The organism is Paraburkholderia eburnea (assembly GCF_002917095.1).
Classification (GTDB): Bacteria; Pseudomonadota; Gammaproteobacteria; order Burkholderiales; family Burkholderiaceae; genus Paraburkholderia; species Paraburkholderia eburnea.
Map to the genome: position 1 here is coordinate 117,110 of NZ_PQGA01000002.1, position 15,378 is coordinate 132,487.

14 protein-coding genes and 1 pseudogene are annotated in these 15,378 nt (G+C 61.1%); 6 read left to right on the top strand and 9 right to left on the bottom strand.

The genetic code is table 11. The features are described 5' to 3' along the window. Window positions 1–131: 131 nt before the first annotated feature. The 7 genes and pseudogenes from B0G62_RS04955 to B0G62_RS04980 form a co-directional block, all read right to left on the bottom strand. Window positions 132–968, bottom strand: coding sequence for an EamA family transporter (locus tag B0G62_RS04955; RefSeq protein WP_103703074.1), 837 nt, complete (start codon window positions 966–968; stop codon window positions 132–134). Window positions 969–1,093: 125 nt separating this feature from the next. Then, entirely contained in the window at window positions 1,094–1,903 is an 810-nt protein-coding gene (gene phnE, locus B0G62_RS04960; protein ID WP_167401180.1) for a phosphonate ABC transporter, permease protein PhnE, read from the bottom strand. Window positions 1,904–1,911: 8 nt separating this feature from the next. Further along, entirely contained in the window at window positions 1,912–2,898 is a 987-nt protein-coding gene (phnD, locus tag B0G62_RS04965; protein WP_103703076.1) for a phosphonate ABC transporter substrate-binding protein, read from the bottom strand. Window positions 2,899–2,964: 66 nt separating this feature from the next. Then, a complete protein-coding gene (gene phnC, locus B0G62_RS04970; protein WP_181315617.1) occupies window positions 2,965–3,819 on the bottom strand; it encodes a phosphonate ABC transporter ATP-binding protein in 855 nt (284 codons plus the stop codon). Window positions 3,820–4,408: 589 nt separating this feature from the next. Beyond that, complete coding sequence (locus B0G62_RS04975) at window positions 4,409–4,696, bottom strand: PAAR domain-containing protein (RefSeq protein ID WP_103703077.1); 288 nt, start codon at window positions 4,694–4,696, stop codon at window positions 4,409–4,411. A 184-nt stretch (window positions 4,697–4,880) separates the two neighbouring features. After that, window positions 4,881–5,618: a hypothetical protein gene (locus tag B0G62_RS31050; RefSeq protein ID WP_146055199.1), complete on the bottom strand. Its 738-nt coding sequence runs from the start codon at window positions 5,616–5,618 to the stop codon at window positions 4,881–4,883. Between the two features lie 184 nt (window positions 5,619–5,802). After that, window positions 5,803–6,585 (bottom strand): annotated as a pseudogene (locus B0G62_RS04980) (phage late control D family protein); the annotation flags it as partial. A gap of 633 nt (window positions 6,586–7,218) precedes the next feature. Between B0G62_RS04980 and B0G62_RS04985 the strand changes: the two are divergent. The 4 genes from B0G62_RS04985 (at window position 7,219) to B0G62_RS05000 (ending at window position 11,138) form a co-directional block, all read left to right on the top strand. Then, on the top strand, window positions 7,219–8,256 hold the full coding sequence (locus B0G62_RS04985; RefSeq protein WP_103703078.1) for a M14 family zinc carboxypeptidase: 1,038 nt from the start codon (window positions 7,219–7,221) through the stop codon (window positions 8,254–8,256). Next, a complete protein-coding gene (locus tag B0G62_RS04990; protein WP_103703079.1) occupies window positions 8,253–9,044 on the top strand; it encodes an alpha/beta fold hydrolase in 792 nt (263 codons plus the stop codon). The genes B0G62_RS04985 and B0G62_RS04990 overlap by 4 nt, the downstream gene beginning before the upstream one ends. Window positions 9,045–9,162: 118 nt before the next feature. Beyond that, the gene (selD, locus tag B0G62_RS04995) at window positions 9,163–10,236 is read left to right on the top strand and encodes a selenide, water dikinase SelD (protein ID WP_103703080.1); all 1,074 of its coding nucleotides are present in this window, start codon (window positions 9,163–9,165) and stop codon (window positions 10,234–10,236) included. Further along, window positions 10,233–11,138: a cation diffusion facilitator family transporter gene (locus B0G62_RS05000; RefSeq protein ID WP_103703081.1), complete on the top strand. Its 906-nt coding sequence runs from the start codon at window positions 10,233–10,235 to the stop codon at window positions 11,136–11,138. The genes selD and B0G62_RS05000 overlap by 4 nt, the downstream gene beginning before the upstream one ends. 195 nt (window positions 11,139–11,333) lie before the next feature. Here the strand turns inward: B0G62_RS05000 and B0G62_RS05005 are convergent, their stop codons facing one another. Together B0G62_RS05005 and B0G62_RS05010 are read right to left on the bottom strand one after the other, a co-directional pair. Further along, on the bottom strand, window positions 11,334–11,696 hold the full coding sequence (locus B0G62_RS05005; RefSeq protein WP_103703082.1) for a DUF4148 domain-containing protein: 363 nt from the start codon (window positions 11,694–11,696) through the stop codon (window positions 11,334–11,336). A 260-nt stretch (window positions 11,697–11,956) separates the two neighbouring features. Continuing rightward, complete coding sequence (locus B0G62_RS05010) at window positions 11,957–12,961, bottom strand: LysR family transcriptional regulator (protein ID WP_103703083.1); 1,005 nt, start codon at window positions 12,959–12,961, stop codon at window positions 11,957–11,959. 287 nt (window positions 12,962–13,248) lie between these two features. Between B0G62_RS05010 and B0G62_RS05015 the strand changes: the two genes are divergently transcribed. Both B0G62_RS05015 and B0G62_RS05020 read left to right on the top strand, forming a co-directional pair. After that, window positions 13,249–14,073, top strand: coding sequence for an alpha/beta hydrolase (locus tag B0G62_RS05015; RefSeq protein ID WP_103703628.1), 825 nt, complete (start codon window positions 13,249–13,251; stop codon window positions 14,071–14,073). An 82-nt stretch (window positions 14,074–14,155) separates the two neighbouring features. After that, window positions 14,156–15,376, top strand: coding sequence for an efflux RND transporter periplasmic adaptor subunit (locus B0G62_RS05020; RefSeq protein ID WP_103703084.1), 1,221 nt, complete (start codon window positions 14,156–14,158; stop codon window positions 15,374–15,376). The last annotated feature ends 2 nt before the right edge of the window (window positions 15,377–15,378 follow it).

The window sequence follows — 15,378 nt, forward strand, 5'->3', positions numbered from 1 at the left end:
GAGCATGTTATGCCTTAAACACAAAATTACTGACAGGCCCCAAAGAAAGTAGGTGCCGCCCCGCACAGGGGCAACGCTTGCAGACCGACACGACCACAAGGAAATGCCAAAACAGCCAGCAAAAAGAGCAGTTAAAGCCGAATCAAAACCGCCCCACAACTAACAAGCGCACAAGCAAGCATACGCCGCGCGGTGAGCTGTTCCTTCATAAAAACCCACCCAATCAGCACAGCAAAAATCGACGACAACTCGCGCAACGCAGAAACCATAGCAATCGGCAGATACCGAAACGCCTCGATCACAAGACAATAAGCAGTCAGCGCCAGCACACCTGCCAACATACCGCGCGCCGCATTACCTTTCGACACGAACATCTGCGCCACACCACCGCGCAGCGCACAGACGACAATAAACTGAGGCACATTCCAGAGCAAATAAACCCACATGATGTAGCTAAGCGGATTCCCCGCGACACGCGCCCCTAGCCCGTCGACGAGCGAATAGACCGCGATAAAGAGACCCGTAAGCAGCGCCCAGGGCACGCTCTCACCTGAAAACCGCATGCCACGCCGAAATGCCAGCGACATGATGCCGAGCGAAACCAACATCACGCCCGTAGCCGCGAGCGCATGCAACGCCTCATGCGCAAACACAAGCGCACCGACGAAGATCAACAGCGGCGAAAGCCCACGCGCAATCGGATAAATCTGACCGAAGTCCCCGCTGCGATACGCGCGAATCAACGTGAAACAGTAAGCGAATTCCAGCAGCGCCGAAGCCACGATATAAGGCCAGGCCTCGGGCGCGGGCATCGGCAGCACGCACACGCCGACGGCGCTGACCAGCACGTATGGAATCGAAAACATGCCGAGCAGCCACACACGGTCGCCCGAGAGATGAAGGAAGGCATTCCAGCTCGCGTGCATGAGCGCCGAGAGCAAAACCAGCAGGACGACGAAACTTGCCATTGCGAGTGCGTAAAGAACCGAGTGGAAAAGTGGCGGCCCGCTGCCGCTACAAAGAAGCAATTATTCCACCGAATGCGCGCGATCGCCACAAATTGCCACAAATCGCCATAAAACAGGGTGGCGCGTCAGGTCACGCGCGCCCGCAGCCACGCCGAAATGAGATCAATTGTGACGACCACGGCGATCACCATGATGAGCACCGCGCAGGTCTGCGCATAATCGAACGAGCGGATTTCCTCGTACAGCACGACGCCGATGCCGCCCGCGCCCACCATGCCCACCACCATCGCGGATCGCACATTCGACTCGAAACGATAGAGCGCATAAGAGATCCACAACGGCATCACCTGAGGCAGTACGCCATAGATGATTTCGTCGAGCGGTGAGGCACCGGTCGCGCGCACGCCCTCGGCGGGACGCGGATCGATGGCTTCGACCGCTTCGGCAAAGAGCTTCGCGAGCACGCCGGTCGTATGCACCCACAACGCCAGCACGCCCGCGAACGGTCCGAGCCCGACCGCGACGATGAACAGCATCGCGAACACCATCTCGTTGATGGCGCGGCACGCGTCCATCAGCCGGCGCACCGGATGCCGTACCCAGCGCGGCGCGAGGTTGTGCGCGGACATCAGCCCGAAAGGCACCGCGCAGACGATGGCGAGCGCCGTGCCCCACAGCGCGACGGCTACCGTCACCCACATTTCGTGCGCATAGGTGCGCCATTCGGTGAAGTCGGGCGGGAAGAAGCCGCGCGCGAAGGTGCCCATGTTCGACGAGTCGGCGAGCAGGTCGAGCGGGCGCATGTCCGCGCCCTGCCACGCCGCGCCCAGCAGCATGAACACGATCGCCCACAGCACGAGCGACGACCAGCTACGCTTGCCCTTGCCGTGCGCGGCGGCCGCGAGGAGGGGAGCCGTCTTTGCCTCGAAATCCATCGATCCCATCACTGTTTGGCGGCTGCGTCGAGCGCGCCGATCTTCGCGTCGATGGCCGCGATCTGGCTCTTGCGGTCGTCGTCGGAGAGATGCGTGTCGGCGATAATCTTCTGCTTCTGCTGAAAGAGCGCGACCTGGCGGATCGGCAGCAGTTGCGCGTCGGTGGCGGGCGCAAAGCCTGCGTAGCCGGTGATCGCCGCCATCACGGCTTTTTCGCGCGGATCGGCTTTAGCGTAGTGATAGAAGAAGTCGCGCAGTTTCTGTTTGGTGGCTTCGGGCAAATCCTTGCGCCACACGAGCGGATCGGACGCAATCAGCGGCGACGTCCACAGCACGCGTACCTGCGCGAAGCGATCCGGATGCTTCTTTTCCAGCGTGGAAAGCTCGATGGTGTTATTCGTCGCGATATCGACCTTGTTGTTGACCACGGCAAGCAGGTTTGCTTCGTGGCTCGACGGCAGCACGGTCTTGAAGGTCGTTGCGTTTACAGCGAGGCCATGCTGAGCGAAAAGATAGTAGCCAGGAATCAGCGTGCCCGACGTCGAATTCGGGTCGCCCCATCCCAGTGTGAGATCCTTAGGATTCTTGAAGACATCGTCGATGGTCTTCACACGGCTGTTGACGTTGGTGATGAGCACCGATTTGTAGCCGGCGTCGCCGTTTGCGTAGAGCACCTTCGCGAAGATCTCGCCGTTCGAGCGGTCCACGGCTTCCATCGCCGAGGCATTGCCGAAATAGCCGATCTGCACCTTGTTGAAACGCATTGCCTCGATGATGCCCGAGTAGTCGGTCGCAAAGAACGCGTTGACGTGCAAGCCGGTCTGACGGTTCAGATCGTCGATGAAGGGTTGCCAGCGCTGTTTAAGCACCGCCGACGAATCGGTCGAGATAATGCCGAAGTTCAGGTCTTCCGCGCGAGCGGCCGTGGCGCCTAGCGATGCAAACGCAACGGCGCTGGCGGCGCACCAGGACAGCATGGAACGAAGCAGTTTCATGTGAAAGGTAATCCGGTTCGTGGAAAGAGAAGACGTTTGCTTGAACAGAACAGGGAATGCGGCGCTTCAGGCGGCTTCGGGGTGTGCACCGAAACGTCGCGTGATCGCGTGCGAGGCTTCGGGTTCGAGCAGTTCGCGCGCGGCGCTGCCGTAAAGCTGTTGCAGAAGCGCAGGCGTGAGCGCAGCGGACGGACCGTCGTACACCACCCGGCCATCACGCAGCGCAACCGTGCGCGGACAGTACTGCATGGCGATATCGACCTGATGCAGCGATACGACCACGGTGAGGCCATGATTGCGGTTGAGCATGCGCAGCATGTCCATCACGCGGCGCGACGATTCGGGATCGAGCGAGGCGATCGGTTCATCGGCGAGAATCAGGCGCGCACGCTGCACCAGCGCGCGGGCGAGCGCTGCGCGTTGCTGCTGGCCGCCTGAAAGATTGGCGGCGCGTTCCCCTGCCTTGTCGCCGATGCCCACTTCCGCGAGCGCTGCAGCGGAGAGTTCGCGCTCGCTGCGCGGAAAGCAGCCGGTCAGGCGGCGCCACAGCGGCAGGCGCGCAAGCGCGCCGATCAGCACGTTGGTTTCGACCGTGAGCCGATGCACCAGATTGAACTGCTGGAACACGAAGCCGATATCGCGGCGGATGCGGCGCACCTCGCGCACGATGCGGCCGTTCTGCTGGATCGGTCTACCCAATATTTCGATCTGCGAAGGTTGTGGGTCGGACGCCACGAAGCCCGCGATATGACGCAGCAGCGTGGATTTTCCCGACCCCGATGCGCCGATCAACGCGACCATTTCGCCCGTGCCGATGCGCAGGTCGATTTCGTCGAGCGCCTTACGGCCCGCGGAAGATGTGCCCCCGTTAAAAGTCTTCGAGAGGCGTTCGATACGTATCGCGTCCATCGTGGCATCCATTCCGATTCGTCGTATGAGCCGGGCGTTTGTGCCGCGAGTCACGGTTGAGTCGATGTCATTCTAGGAAGCGAGTATGACGCTTGAGTGAAGGTGTCGCGACGTCTAGACGACTAAACAGGTTGAGTGACTTCGAATCGCCATAAACCGGCTCCGCGTGAAGAAAAAATGTCGTTGTCATGATACCTTTTCTTGCGCGTGGCATTTGTGTGACGACGCGCATGTGTCACGTTCCATGCGCGGTGAAGCGGATATGTTGTGGAGTTGACGCGAAACAAAACATTCACGGACCACGCCGTCATGCAGGCACTGAGCTTACGGAGTACCTGTTCGGCAGAATGCCGGCGGTGGGTGGTTTGCTGCGATGGCGCGAATGCGTTGATGAACGGATACCGCGAAAGGTTGGGGTGCCGCGCGCGTGCAGCACGAATGTTGGCAGCCGGAGTGACCGCGCACATGCTGCTCTAGCAGACCTATACGGTTGCCCAGTCCCGACGCGTTTATCTGAAGAGCTGTGAGGTTGATTGCCGGCCCTGTCGCATAGTGGGTGGGGGCAAGTGATAGATTCAATCGGACCTCGCCCATCCGATGATCAGCAATCAACGGACATGGAGCGCTGGGAAGCGACAAGCTTCGGCGCAGGGGCGCATTTGCAGATGCAAAGATCGTCGCTCAAGGCCGCGTGTCGACCGTCAGGCGCGGTCATTATTTGACGTGGACCCTCGCATTGGATCTTGCCCGTCGAATTGCATTCCCGACAATGCACGTCGTCACCTTCGTGAGCGACATCTCTGCCGGCAAACTGGATCGTTGTATGTGCTGCGATGATCGTTCCATTCGCGGTGTTCTTGTCGCCGTTTAGTATCAGATAGCGTTTCATAGATCGTGGTGGAGACGATGATTCAAAGGTTTTTCGCGAAGACGGACCCTGTCATTTCCAATTGAGGACTTCAATCGCAGTCCTCGTCGATCGTCGTGTCGGGGAGCGTCAAAATAATCGATGAATTGATTAAAGGACCAAAGGTGTTGACCATTGTGACACCTTGGTTATCTATCACATCACGCTACTTGTCGGTGAATTTCAGCGTCGACAAAGAGTCGGAGATTTCGTCTAAAAAAGAAATTGGAACGGTGAGATTTTTGTCCGGATCATACATGCTGCCGATAATTACAGAGTCATTGTGAATCAGACAAAATCCTGCGTAAGCAAGAGTGGAGCGATCTCGCTTGCTGGGATTTCCGTAAATGAAACCACTCCATTGATTGTTATCAATGGGCCGGAAGATGAGATTCTTGGTTTTTTTATTTGGTGAAAATTTTCCGTTTTTAAAATCGGCCGGGCAGCGATCAGAGTTATCTTCCATGATTTGTTGAGTTTCCGGAGTCTGATCATCCAAGCTCTTCTTGTTTGCGGACCAGTAAAAATCACTTTTGTTCTCGCACATCATCCCGAACCATTTAAGATCCGCATGCCCACGCGTTTTAAATGACCATGAGTATCCTGATGACATTTGCGCTTGCAAGAGATAAGGCAAAATTCCATCGCTGGCAACTTGTGTGGCATCGTAGAATATTATATCTGGACCATTGTATTTAATATGCTGATTCTTCGATAATTGCATGTCAAACGTACAATCTTCCATGTCAACCGAAACGGCTAGCGGACCATCCGCGGTCTTCACATAGCCAGCCTGATCACCAATTTTGACTGGGTTGATGTCGTCTGCTTTGGCACATACACAAATTAGCGCTGCAAATGATGCAACTGCTGCAATGTATTTGTGCCGTGAAATAGATTTCATTCGATCTCTCTTCTTTTGAAGTCTTGCGGCAGTGAGCTGGTGGATCCGTCTGCTTGGGGGAATTCAAGCGCATCCATAAATACCACTTGGGCATTAGAGAATGCCATGAATCGCCCCTCTATACCCCAAATTGCTGAGTAGCTGCTATTTGAGTTGCCTGTATTGATAGTTCCGGCGACATGGCCAAACGAGCGGCTTTCGGATTCGCAACCGAAGACGGAGCCTTATAGTCGAAAGTGCGCGTTGTATGGATGGTGCTTTGTAGCGTCCGCATTCCTGACCATTGCGTGAACGCATCAGCTTCACTACCTGTTCCCGATCGCGAAAACTGGATCGGGTTGGTTGTCACTTCATCAAGAGCGTAAATGTTGTCCGTCACCACGAAAATGTGTGACTTGCCGTCCTGCGTTTGACGCCAGAAGCCGAAAAGTCCCTCTTCCTCCATCAGGCGTTGAACAAAATTCCAGTCGGTTTCACTTTGACGGCAATACGAACGCTGGGGCAGCGGGTTTTGTAGCGCAAATTGGAATTGTCCCCGCGCCTGCGGATGCATGTTGAATACATCGGTAATGATGGCGTCCACACTTTTGTCCTGCCAGTAACGCATATCGCTGCGGAACCGAAGGAAATGCATCCATGACGCATAAGTAACCTGATAGCCACTGTAACTCCCGTCGGCGCCTAGTCTGCGCGCTGTATGGATGTAACCGTTGACCGGTAGATAGGATTTGTCCGCTTGTTGAATCCACAACGTCATCGGTTTAGCGATGAGCGATTTGAGTTCGATGTCGCTAGCGGTCGAGACCATGTCAACCGTTACACTGAAATCACGGCCGAGTTCGGAATAGGTCACCGCCCGACGTGGTACGAGCGCGTTGTCCGGCAGCGAAGGAATATCCGCCTTAATAAGGCGATCCTGCTGGATCAGCCCATCGCGAATGATCTGGAGCAGATCCGTTGGGTTCATGGATTTTCTTTCCCTGGTGTGGCGCAGGCCGTCAACGCTTTTTCAGTGGCTAACCGTTATGCGGTGGAGGCGCGACCACGCAATTTTAAATATCGCAATATGCGTGCGTCAATCACGATATTTTGGGCGATTTCATGCCCGCTGTATTTGTGATTGGCGTTGCGATTAACGTCGCGTTTAATGTTTCAGGAATTTTTTCCCGAATCTGAAAAATTAGAAATCTATTATGCGTAATTTTTCCTGATTAACGCACTACGCTCGCGCCATTGCTGATAATTTCCGCTTTGTTGGAACCGCATTCCGCGCGGCACTCTGTACGTTTGAGTATCGCGTTTGAACATCGGATGACGCGAGAGTCGCGCGACCAAAGGATGCTCTGGTTGCCGACTGGCCTCGAAAGCAATTGTTTGGCGTCGCATCACGCGAACGCCGCGTAGCAAGGTTTGTAAGCACGCTCGCTAAAGCGCCGACGGCCAGCACATAAACTTGCCCGAAACCGTTCAGCAGGCCACCGACAAACAATAATTAGCGCCACATCATTGTCCGCGCAACGGCAACAAACATAAGGCAGACTGCGTGCGTGCCCACGCCGGGTAAGGGTTTCAGCCGCTCCCACCGTACATATATCGCGTTATGTATAGCTTCCTGCCCGACAGCTTCGCGGAATACGAGGACCTGAAAACGCTCCTCGATGCCGGCGCGCGCTGGTTCGATATTCGCAGCGCGGGTGATGTCGAAGTGCGCGGGCGGCCGTTCTCGCTCTACGTGGCTTCGGTCGGCTCGCGCGATCCGGCGGCGCCCGCAATCGGCTTTTTCGGCGGCATTCATGGACTTGAGCGCATCGGCTCGCAACTCGTGCTCGATTACATGCGCGCGCTGGTGGGGCGTCTCGCGTGGGACGAACTGCTGATGCGCCAGCTCGAATCGGTGCGGCTCGTGATGATGCCGATCGTCAATCCTGGCGGCATGTGGCTCGCCACGCGGGCGAATCCGAACGGCGTCGACCTCATGCGCAACGCGCCGCAGGACGCCGACGAACGCGTGCCTTTTCTGGCGGGCGGCCAGCGGGTGGGCTCGTGGCTGCCGTGGTATCGCGGGCGGCGCGGCGCGGCCATGGAAACCGAGGCGAGCGCGCTGCTCAAGATCGTCGACGAAGAACTCGCGCATCGTCCGCTGGCTTTCGCGCTCGATTGCCACTCGGGCTACGGCTGGCAAGACAGCATCTGGTTCCCCTACGCGCGCACGCGCCAGCTCATGCGTCATCTGCCTGAGATGTACGTGCTCAAGACCATGTTCGAGCGCGCGCACCCTCACCATGGCTACGCCTTCGAGCCGCAGAGCCATCAATACCTGCTGCACGGCGATCTCTGGGATTGCGCGTATGACCGGGCGCCCGCCGGCAACGTGTTTCTGCCGCTTACGCTCGAACTCGGCTCGTGGCTGTGGATCAAGAAAAATCCGCGCCAATTGTTCTCGCGCCAGGGCATGTTCAATCCGGTGATGCAGCACCGCACGGCGCGCGTGTTGCGGCGTCACGCGAACCTGTTCGAATTCCTCACGCGCGCCGCATTTTCCTCGGCGCGCTGGCTGCCCGCGGGGACGGCGCGCCAGCAGGTGCTGCAAAGCGCGATCAACCACTGGTATCGCGATCCGCGCGCGCCCGGCACATGAGCGCCCCGTGGATCCTGTTGCGCGGTCTCACGCGCGAGTCGCGCCACTGGGGCGCGTTCGCGCCGCTGCTCGCGCAGCGTTGCGGTGCGGTGCTGCCGGTCGATCTGCCGGGCAACGGTACGCTCGCGCACGTGCGTTCGCCGCTGGCGGTCGAGGATTACGTGGATGCCGTGCGCGCCGAGGCGCAGCGTCTGGGCGCACGCGGGCCTTACAAGGTGCTGGCGATGTCGCTGGGCGGTATGGTCGCGACGGCGTGGGCGCAGCGCCATCCCGATGAGATCGCGCAGCTCGTGCTCATCAACACGAGTATGCGGCCCTATAGCCGTTTCTACGAGCGCCTGCGGCCCGCCGCGTGGCCCGCGCTGCTGTGCGCGGCATGGCATTGGCGCGCGCGCGGCGACGATTGCATCGCCGAGGCGATGATCCATAGCCGCACCTGCGCGCGCCGCGACACGCTCGCCGCCGACCTGGCCGCGTGGCGCGCGATCCGTGCGGGTGCGCCGGTGAGCCGCCCCAATGCCATACGTCAGTTGCTGGCGGCGGCGCGCTACACCGCGCGAGGCGTGCCGCGCTGCCCGACGCTGGTGCTGTCCTCGCAGGCGGATCGACTGGTCGATCCGGCGTGTTCGGCACGCCTCGCGAGTGCATGGGGCGCGGCATGGCGCGAGCATCCGTGGGCCGGCCACGATCTGCCGCATGACGATCCGCAATGGCTCGTGGAGGCGGTTTGCACCGCATTTGGGCCGAGCGGTGTCATGCACGCTCACGGCAGCCAAGGCGCGGGCTGAGCGGGGCCGTTGCTCGCCGCGCCGCGCTAGAAAGCGTCGCGCGTCGATTGCTCCATAATAAGGGACGTTTTTCGCCCGTTTTCTCCCCCTTTCGCCCCATTCGGAACGATTCCCGCATATGAACGATCCAGATCGCCTGGCGTCGACTCCTTCGGCGCCGCGCCTCACGAGCCTTTCGCACGGCGGCGGCTGCGGCTGCAAGATCGCGCCGGGCGTGCTCTCCGCGCTGCTCGCGCGCGCCACACCGCTCACCGCCGCCTTCCCGAACCTGCTGGTGGGCACCGAGACCGCCGACGACGCCGCCGTCTACAAGCTCAACGACGAGCAGGCCATCGTCGCGACCACCGACTTCTTCATGCCGATCGTCGACGATCCCTACGACTTCGGCCGCATCGCCGCGACCAATGCGCTTTCGGATGTCTACGCGATGGGCGGCAAGCCCATTCTCGCGCTGGCGCTCGTCGGCATGCCGATCAACGTGCTGCCGCACGAGGTCATCGCGCAGGTGCTGCGCGGCGGCGAGGACGTCTGCGCGGCGGCGGGCATTCCCGTCGCGGGTGGCCATTCGATCGACTCGGTCGAGCCGATTTACGGCTTGGCCGCGCTGGGCGTGGTGCATCCCGAGCGCGTCAAGCGCAATGCATCGGCGCGCGCGGGCGACGTGCTCGTGCTGGGCAAGCCGCTGGGCGTGGGCGTGCTGTCCGCCGCGCTCAAGAAGGACCTGCTGGACGCCGCGGGCTACAAGGCGATGGTCGACGCCGCAACCATGCTCAACAAACCGGGCGCGCCGCTCGCGGAACGCGAAGGCGTGCACGCAATGACCGACGTGACCGGCTTCGGTCTGCTTGGCCACACGCTGGAAATCGCGCGCGGGGCGGGCCTGACGGCGCGCGTGCGCTATGCCGCTTTGCCGTGGCTGCCGGGCGTCGAGGCCTTCGTCGAGCAGGGCGTCTATACGGGCGCGTCGGGCCGCAACTGGGCCTCGTATGGCGACGGCGTGACGCTCGCGCCGCAACTGCCCGAGAGCGCGCGCACCCTGCTGACCGATCCGCAGACGTCGGGTGGCCTGCTGGTCGCCTGCGCGCCGCAAGACGTGGACGCGGTGCTTGCGCTGTTCCATGCCGATGGCTTCGCGTCCGCGTGCGTGATCGGAGACATGATCGAAGGTTCCGCGCGAGTCGAGGTCGTATGAGCGCAGAGTCGCCGAAAGCCATTTTCTACGCGCTGGCGGCCAATGCCGGCATCGCGGTCTGCAAGTTCGGCGCGGCGGCGTTCACGGGCTCGGGCTCGATGTTCGCCGAGGCAATTCACTCGACGGCCGACTGCGGCAATCAGTTGCTGCTGCTGTTCGGCCTGCGTCAGTCGCGCGAGTCGCCCACACCGCTGCACCCGATGGGCACAGGCCGCGCGATCAACTTTTATTCGCTGCTCGTGGCGCTGCTGCTGTTTTTTGTGGGCGGCGCGTTCTCGGTGTACGAGGGCATTCACCGGCTGATTTTGCGCGAGCCGCTGCAATACGTGTATGTCGCGCTGGGCGTGCTCGGCATTTCCGTGGCGCTGGAGGCGTTTTCGCTTTACGGCGCGATGAAGGAAATACGCAAAGGCTCGCCGACGAAATCGCTGTGGCGTTGGGCGCGCGAAACACGCGATTCCGATCTGCTGGTCGTGGCGGGCGAAGATATTGCCGCGCTGGCAGGGCTGGCGATTGCCTTCGCCGCCGTGTTGCTCACGGTCATCACGGGCAATCCCGTTTGGGACGCGTGCGGCTCGATAGCGATTGGCGTGCTGCTGATGGCCATCGCGTGGTTCATCGCGCGCGAAGTGAAGTCGATGATCGTGGGCGAATCGGCAAGCCCCGAAATGCGCCGCGATATCGAAGCGCATTTGCGCGCCCGGCCCGAGATTCGCAGCATCATCAGCCTGATCACCCTGCAATGGGGTAAGGAGGTGATGGTGGCGGTGCAGTGCGAGATGCTCGACTACGAGCACAGCCGCACCATGGTCGAAGCGATCAATGAAATCGAAGCCGATTTGCAGGCGCGCTTTCCCGTGGTGCGCTGGGTGTTTTTCGAGCCGGATTTTGTGAAGCGCTGAAACAGCGACAAGGCCCGGCAGTTTCAGAGACCGCCGGGCCTTATCGCTTTCTGGCGCCCTTCCTGGCGCTCAATGCCGGAACGGCGTCCACACGGGCGTGGTGTTGTCCCAGTTGTCGAGTTCAGACGATTGAGGAATCATGATTCGGCATCCTTATCGAAAAAGGTGGGTCGATTTTCCTGGCCGGAAGCGGCTTTATTCGCCGGCACGCGCCACGCGGGTCGTATCGTTGGCGCGGCCTTCCTGCAGCGCGATACGTTCCGCTTGCGTGCGGCCGATCAGGCTTTGATCGGGGTAGCTCGTCTTGTTCATCGCGGGCAGCGTGCCGTTACGATAAGCCTCGACGATTTCCGCCTTGACCTGCGCGCGGCTCTTCGGTGCGCTGTTGTCGTCACGCGGCACTTGAGCGACTGGCGCCGTGGTCTGCGTGCTGGCTTGTGAGTCGCTTTGCGGACCATATGTCCCCGCGCGGCCGATGCCGCCGGCGAAAGCCGATGCACTGGCAGCGAGCGTGACGATAAGTGTGGCGCCGAGGGTGGTTGCGAGAGTGCGTTTCATGATCTGCTCCTGTGTTGTGGTGCCGCGAGTGCCGATGTTTGAATCGGGCGCTGCGGCGACAGGTGCAAATGTAGGTAAATGGGCGTGTGTGATAAACGCCTTGAACGCGAAAGCAATTGTCGAAATTCCGGAACAATCCGAATTAAAGCGCACGGAAAAATGCAATCGCGCGCCGGCAAATCGTTGCACGGCGCGCGATTCAGCGGGGCCAGAGCCCCGCGATATGCTTCGAAAAAGCAGACGAAAAACGTCAGCAGGTTTTAAGCCGCCCACTCCGTAATAACCGGCGTTTCCAGATTCGGCGCCGATTCGCGCTCTTCCAGCGTGCGCAAAGTGCAGGTCTTGTCGAGCGAGGCGCGGCCCGAAAGCAGCGGGCAACGGTCGAACACTTCCGCGATCCAGTCCACAAACACGCGCACCTTCGGCGAGAGATGGCGGCTATGCGGATACACCGCCGAAATCGGCATCGGCAGCGGCTTGAAGTCGGGCAGCACCTCGACCAACTGGCCCGATTTCAGATGCGGCAGCACCATGTAGCGCGGCGCCTGAATCAGGCCGAAGCCTTCGATGCCGCACGTGACATAGGCGTCCGCATCGTTGACCGAGACCATGCTCTTGAGCTTGACCTCGACTTCCTTGCCGTCCACCAGAAACGCCCAGTCGATCACGCGGCCCGTGCGGCTCGAAAAATAATTCACGGCGCGATGCTCGGCCAGTTCCTCGAACGTGGTCGGCGTGCCGTGGCGCTCCAGATACGCGGGCGCCGCGCACGACACGCCTTCGAACAGGCCGATACGGCGCGCGACCAGCGACGAATCCTGCAGCGCGCCCACGCGCACCACGCAATCCACGCCTTCCTGCAGCAGATCGACCGGGCGGTCCGTCAAACCCAGTTGCAGGTCGATATCCGGGTAGCGCGTATGGAATTCGCTCAGCGACGGAATCACGATCAGGCGCCCGATCGAACCCGGCATGTCGATGCGCAATTTGCCGTGCGGCTTGCGGTTGCGATCCTGGAACGTGGTCTCGGTTTCTTCGACGTCGGCAAGAATGCGCACGCAGCGCTCGTAATACGCGGCGCCGTCGGGCGTGAGCGAAAGGCGGCGCGTGGTGCGGTGCATGAGGCGCACGCCAAGAAACGCTTCGAGATTCTGAATGATCGTCGTGACCGAAGCGCGCGGCATGTCGAGCGTTTCGGCGGCGCGGGTGAAGCTGTTGGTGTCCACGACGCGGGTGAACACCTGCATGGCCTGAAGGCGGTCCATTGCCATTCTCCAAAAGACATCGGGCGCACGCCGCGCGGCGCTGACTGAAGCACTGCGGGCGACTAAAGGAAACACATTGTTCAGGTGCGCCGAATTGTGTTGCCGGATTATAGGCATTTATTTGCAAGTCTGCCGAACCCACAATTCGCATCATTCGAATTTACTTTCGCGCTTTGCGCCGTTCCGATATGGATGCTTTCAAACGCTCGACGCCGTGGACGATCGCCGATCAGAGCGGGGCCGACGTGGCCCCCGAGGCCGCGCCCGCTGCTCGCGCTCGCGTTGCGATGGCAGCCGCGCCCGCGCCAAAGGCCCGCGCCACGACCGCCATCGACGTGAGCGAGGTGACGATCGAAGGCCACGCGCAGGATATCGTGCTGCGGCTTTATCGTCCGCAGGGCGCGAGCAATCTGCCGGTACTGCTCTATTTTCATGGCGGCGGCTTCGTGCGCGGGACGCTCGACGACGCCGAGGCGGCCAGCCGGTTTTTCGCAGAACGCTTACCGGCGCTGGTGGTTTCGGTGGGTTATTCGCTCGCGCCGCAGTTTCCGTTTCCGGCCGCGCCTGAAGATGCGCATCGCGCGGCGCTTTGGGTGCTCACGCGGGCGCGCGCTTTTGGCGGCAGCACGAAGCGTATTGTCGCGGCGGGGCACGACGCGGGCGGTCAGATCGCCAACGTGCTCGCTTTCATCGGACGTGATCGCGGCGATGTGAAGCTGGCGGCCCAGGCGTTATTCGCGCCGATGCTCGACCCGAGCCTCACGCGCCTGGGCGACGAAGCGCGCCTCGCTTCCGATATTTCCGCGAGCGAATGCGCGGCCTGCTATCGCGCGTATCTGCCCGAAGCGGCGCAGCGCATGCATCCCTATGCCGCGCCGCTGGAATGTACGCGTCTGGCTGGGCTGCCGCCCACTTTTATCGTCACCGCACAAAACGACGTACTGCATATCGAAGCGGAAAAGTACGCGACGCGCCTGATCGAAGCGGGCGTGCGCACGCATGTGATGCGTTATCCGAGCGTCTCGCACGCGCAGATTGGCGCGCATCCGGATGCGCTCGCCGAAGCGGTGCGCTTTTTCCGCTGCTGTTTCGAAGCCGGCACGCCTTCCTAGCGCTTCTTTGCTGCGCAGGCTGCGCGCGCCAATGCCCGTCTTCAACGAACAAAAAACATTCACTACATTTTTGGAGCCCGCCATGTCACTTAACTCGCATTCCCGTACGCGCATCGCGCTTGCGGTGGTCGCCGTTCTCGTCGTCGCGGGGCTAGGCACCGTTGGCGCAATGCGTCTGAGCACGCATACCGCCGTCGCCGCCGAAGCGCCGCCCGCGCCCGAAGTCGATGTCGCCGCCGTCGTGAAGCGCAACATCACCGATTGGCAGTCCTATTCGGGGCGTCTTGCGGCGGTCGAAAAGGTCGATGTGCGCCCGCAGGTGTCGGGCACGATCGTTTCGGTGAACTTCCGCGACGGCGCGCTCGTGAAGAAGGGCGACACGCTCTTCGTGATCGATCCGCGCCCGTATCAGGCCGCCGTCGATCAGGCCGCCGCGCAACTGGCCGCCGCGCAGGCGCGCACGGGTTACACGCAGAGCGACTGGGAGCGCGCACAACGCCTGATTGGCGATAACGCCATCGCAAAGCGCGACTACGACGAGAAGCAGAACGCCGCGCGCGAAGCGAGCGCCAACCTGAAGGCCGCGCAGGCGGCGCTCGAAGCCGCGCAGATCAATCTGGGCTTCACGCGCATCGTCGCGCCCGTGGCGGGCCGCGTGTCGCGTGCGGAAATCACCGTGGGCAACGTGGTGTCGGCGGGCGCGAGCGCGCCGCCGCTCACGACGCTGGTGTCCGTCTCGCCGATCTACGCCGAATTCGACGCCGACGAGCAAACCTACCTCGACTACATCGGCCACATGAAGGATGGCTCGAAGGTGCCGGTGGATCTGGGCCTCGCGAACGAAACGGGCTATTCGCGCTCGGGCACGATCGAATCGGTCGATAACCGGCTGGATACCTCGTCGGGCACGATCCGCGTGCGTGCGCGCTTTGACAACGCCGACGGCGCGCTCGTGCCGGGGCTCTATGCGCGCATCAAGGTGAGCGGCAGCGCGCCGCATCCGGCGCTGCTCGTCGACGAAGCGGCAATCGGTACCGACCAGGACAAGAAGTACGTCTATGTGGTCGACGGCGCGGGCAAGGTGGCTTATCGCAACGTGCAGATCGCGGGCCAGCAGGGCAACCTGCGCGTGATCACGGATGGCCTGCAGGCAGGCGATCACGTGGTCGTGAACGGCACGCAGCGCGTGCGGCCGGGCGAGGCGGTGCGCTCGCATATGGTGCCGATGAACGGCGACCCCGACGGCGACGCGGCATCGGCCATGGCGACACAGGCGCAGGCCAAGGACGCAAAGGCTTCCTGACG

What these genes read in the sequence shown, in the direction of transcription:
- selD (WP_103703080.1), top strand. Translation starts at nt 9,163, where the DNA reads ATGAACGATCCAGATCGCCTGGCGTCGACTCCTTCGGCGCCGCGCCTC.
- phnE (WP_167401180.1), bottom strand. Translation starts at nt 1,903, where the DNA reads ATGGATTTCGAGGCAAAGACGGCTCCCCTCCTCGCGGCCGCCGCGCAC.
- B0G62_RS04975 (WP_103703077.1), bottom strand. Translation starts at nt 4,696, where the DNA reads ATGAAACGCTATCTGATACTAAACGGCGACAAGAACACCGCGAATGGA.
- B0G62_RS05000 (WP_103703081.1), top strand. Translation starts at nt 10,233, where the DNA reads ATGAGCGCAGAGTCGCCGAAAGCCATTTTCTACGCGCTGGCGGCCAAT.
- B0G62_RS04985 (WP_103703078.1), top strand. Translation starts at nt 7,219, where the DNA reads ATGTATAGCTTCCTGCCCGACAGCTTCGCGGAATACGAGGACCTGAAA.
- B0G62_RS31050 (WP_146055199.1), bottom strand. Translation starts at nt 5,618, where the DNA reads ATGAAATCTATTTCACGGCACAAATACATTGCAGCAGTTGCATCATTT.
- B0G62_RS05005 (WP_103703082.1), bottom strand. Translation starts at nt 11,696, where the DNA reads ATGAAACGCACTCTCGCAACCACCCTCGGCGCCACACTTATCGTCACG.
- B0G62_RS04990 (WP_103703079.1), top strand. Translation starts at nt 8,253, where the DNA reads ATGAGCGCCCCGTGGATCCTGTTGCGCGGTCTCACGCGCGAGTCGCGC.
- B0G62_RS04955 (WP_103703074.1), bottom strand. Translation starts at nt 968, where the DNA reads ATGGCAAGTTTCGTCGTCCTGCTGGTTTTGCTCTCGGCGCTCATGCAC.
- B0G62_RS05010 (WP_103703083.1), bottom strand. Translation starts at nt 12,961, where the DNA reads ATGGACCGCCTTCAGGCCATGCAGGTGTTCACCCGCGTCGTGGACACC.
- phnD (WP_103703076.1), bottom strand. Translation starts at nt 2,898, where the DNA reads ATGAAACTGCTTCGTTCCATGCTGTCCTGGTGCGCCGCCAGCGCCGTT.
- B0G62_RS05015 (WP_103703628.1), top strand. Translation starts at nt 13,249, where the DNA reads ATGGCAGCCGCGCCCGCGCCAAAGGCCCGCGCCACGACCGCCATCGAC.
- phnC (WP_181315617.1), bottom strand. Translation starts at nt 3,819, where the DNA reads ATGGATGCCACGATGGACGCGATACGTATCGAACGCCTCTCGAAGACT.
- B0G62_RS05020 (WP_103703084.1), top strand. Translation starts at nt 14,156, where the DNA reads ATGTCACTTAACTCGCATTCCCGTACGCGCATCGCGCTTGCGGTGGTC.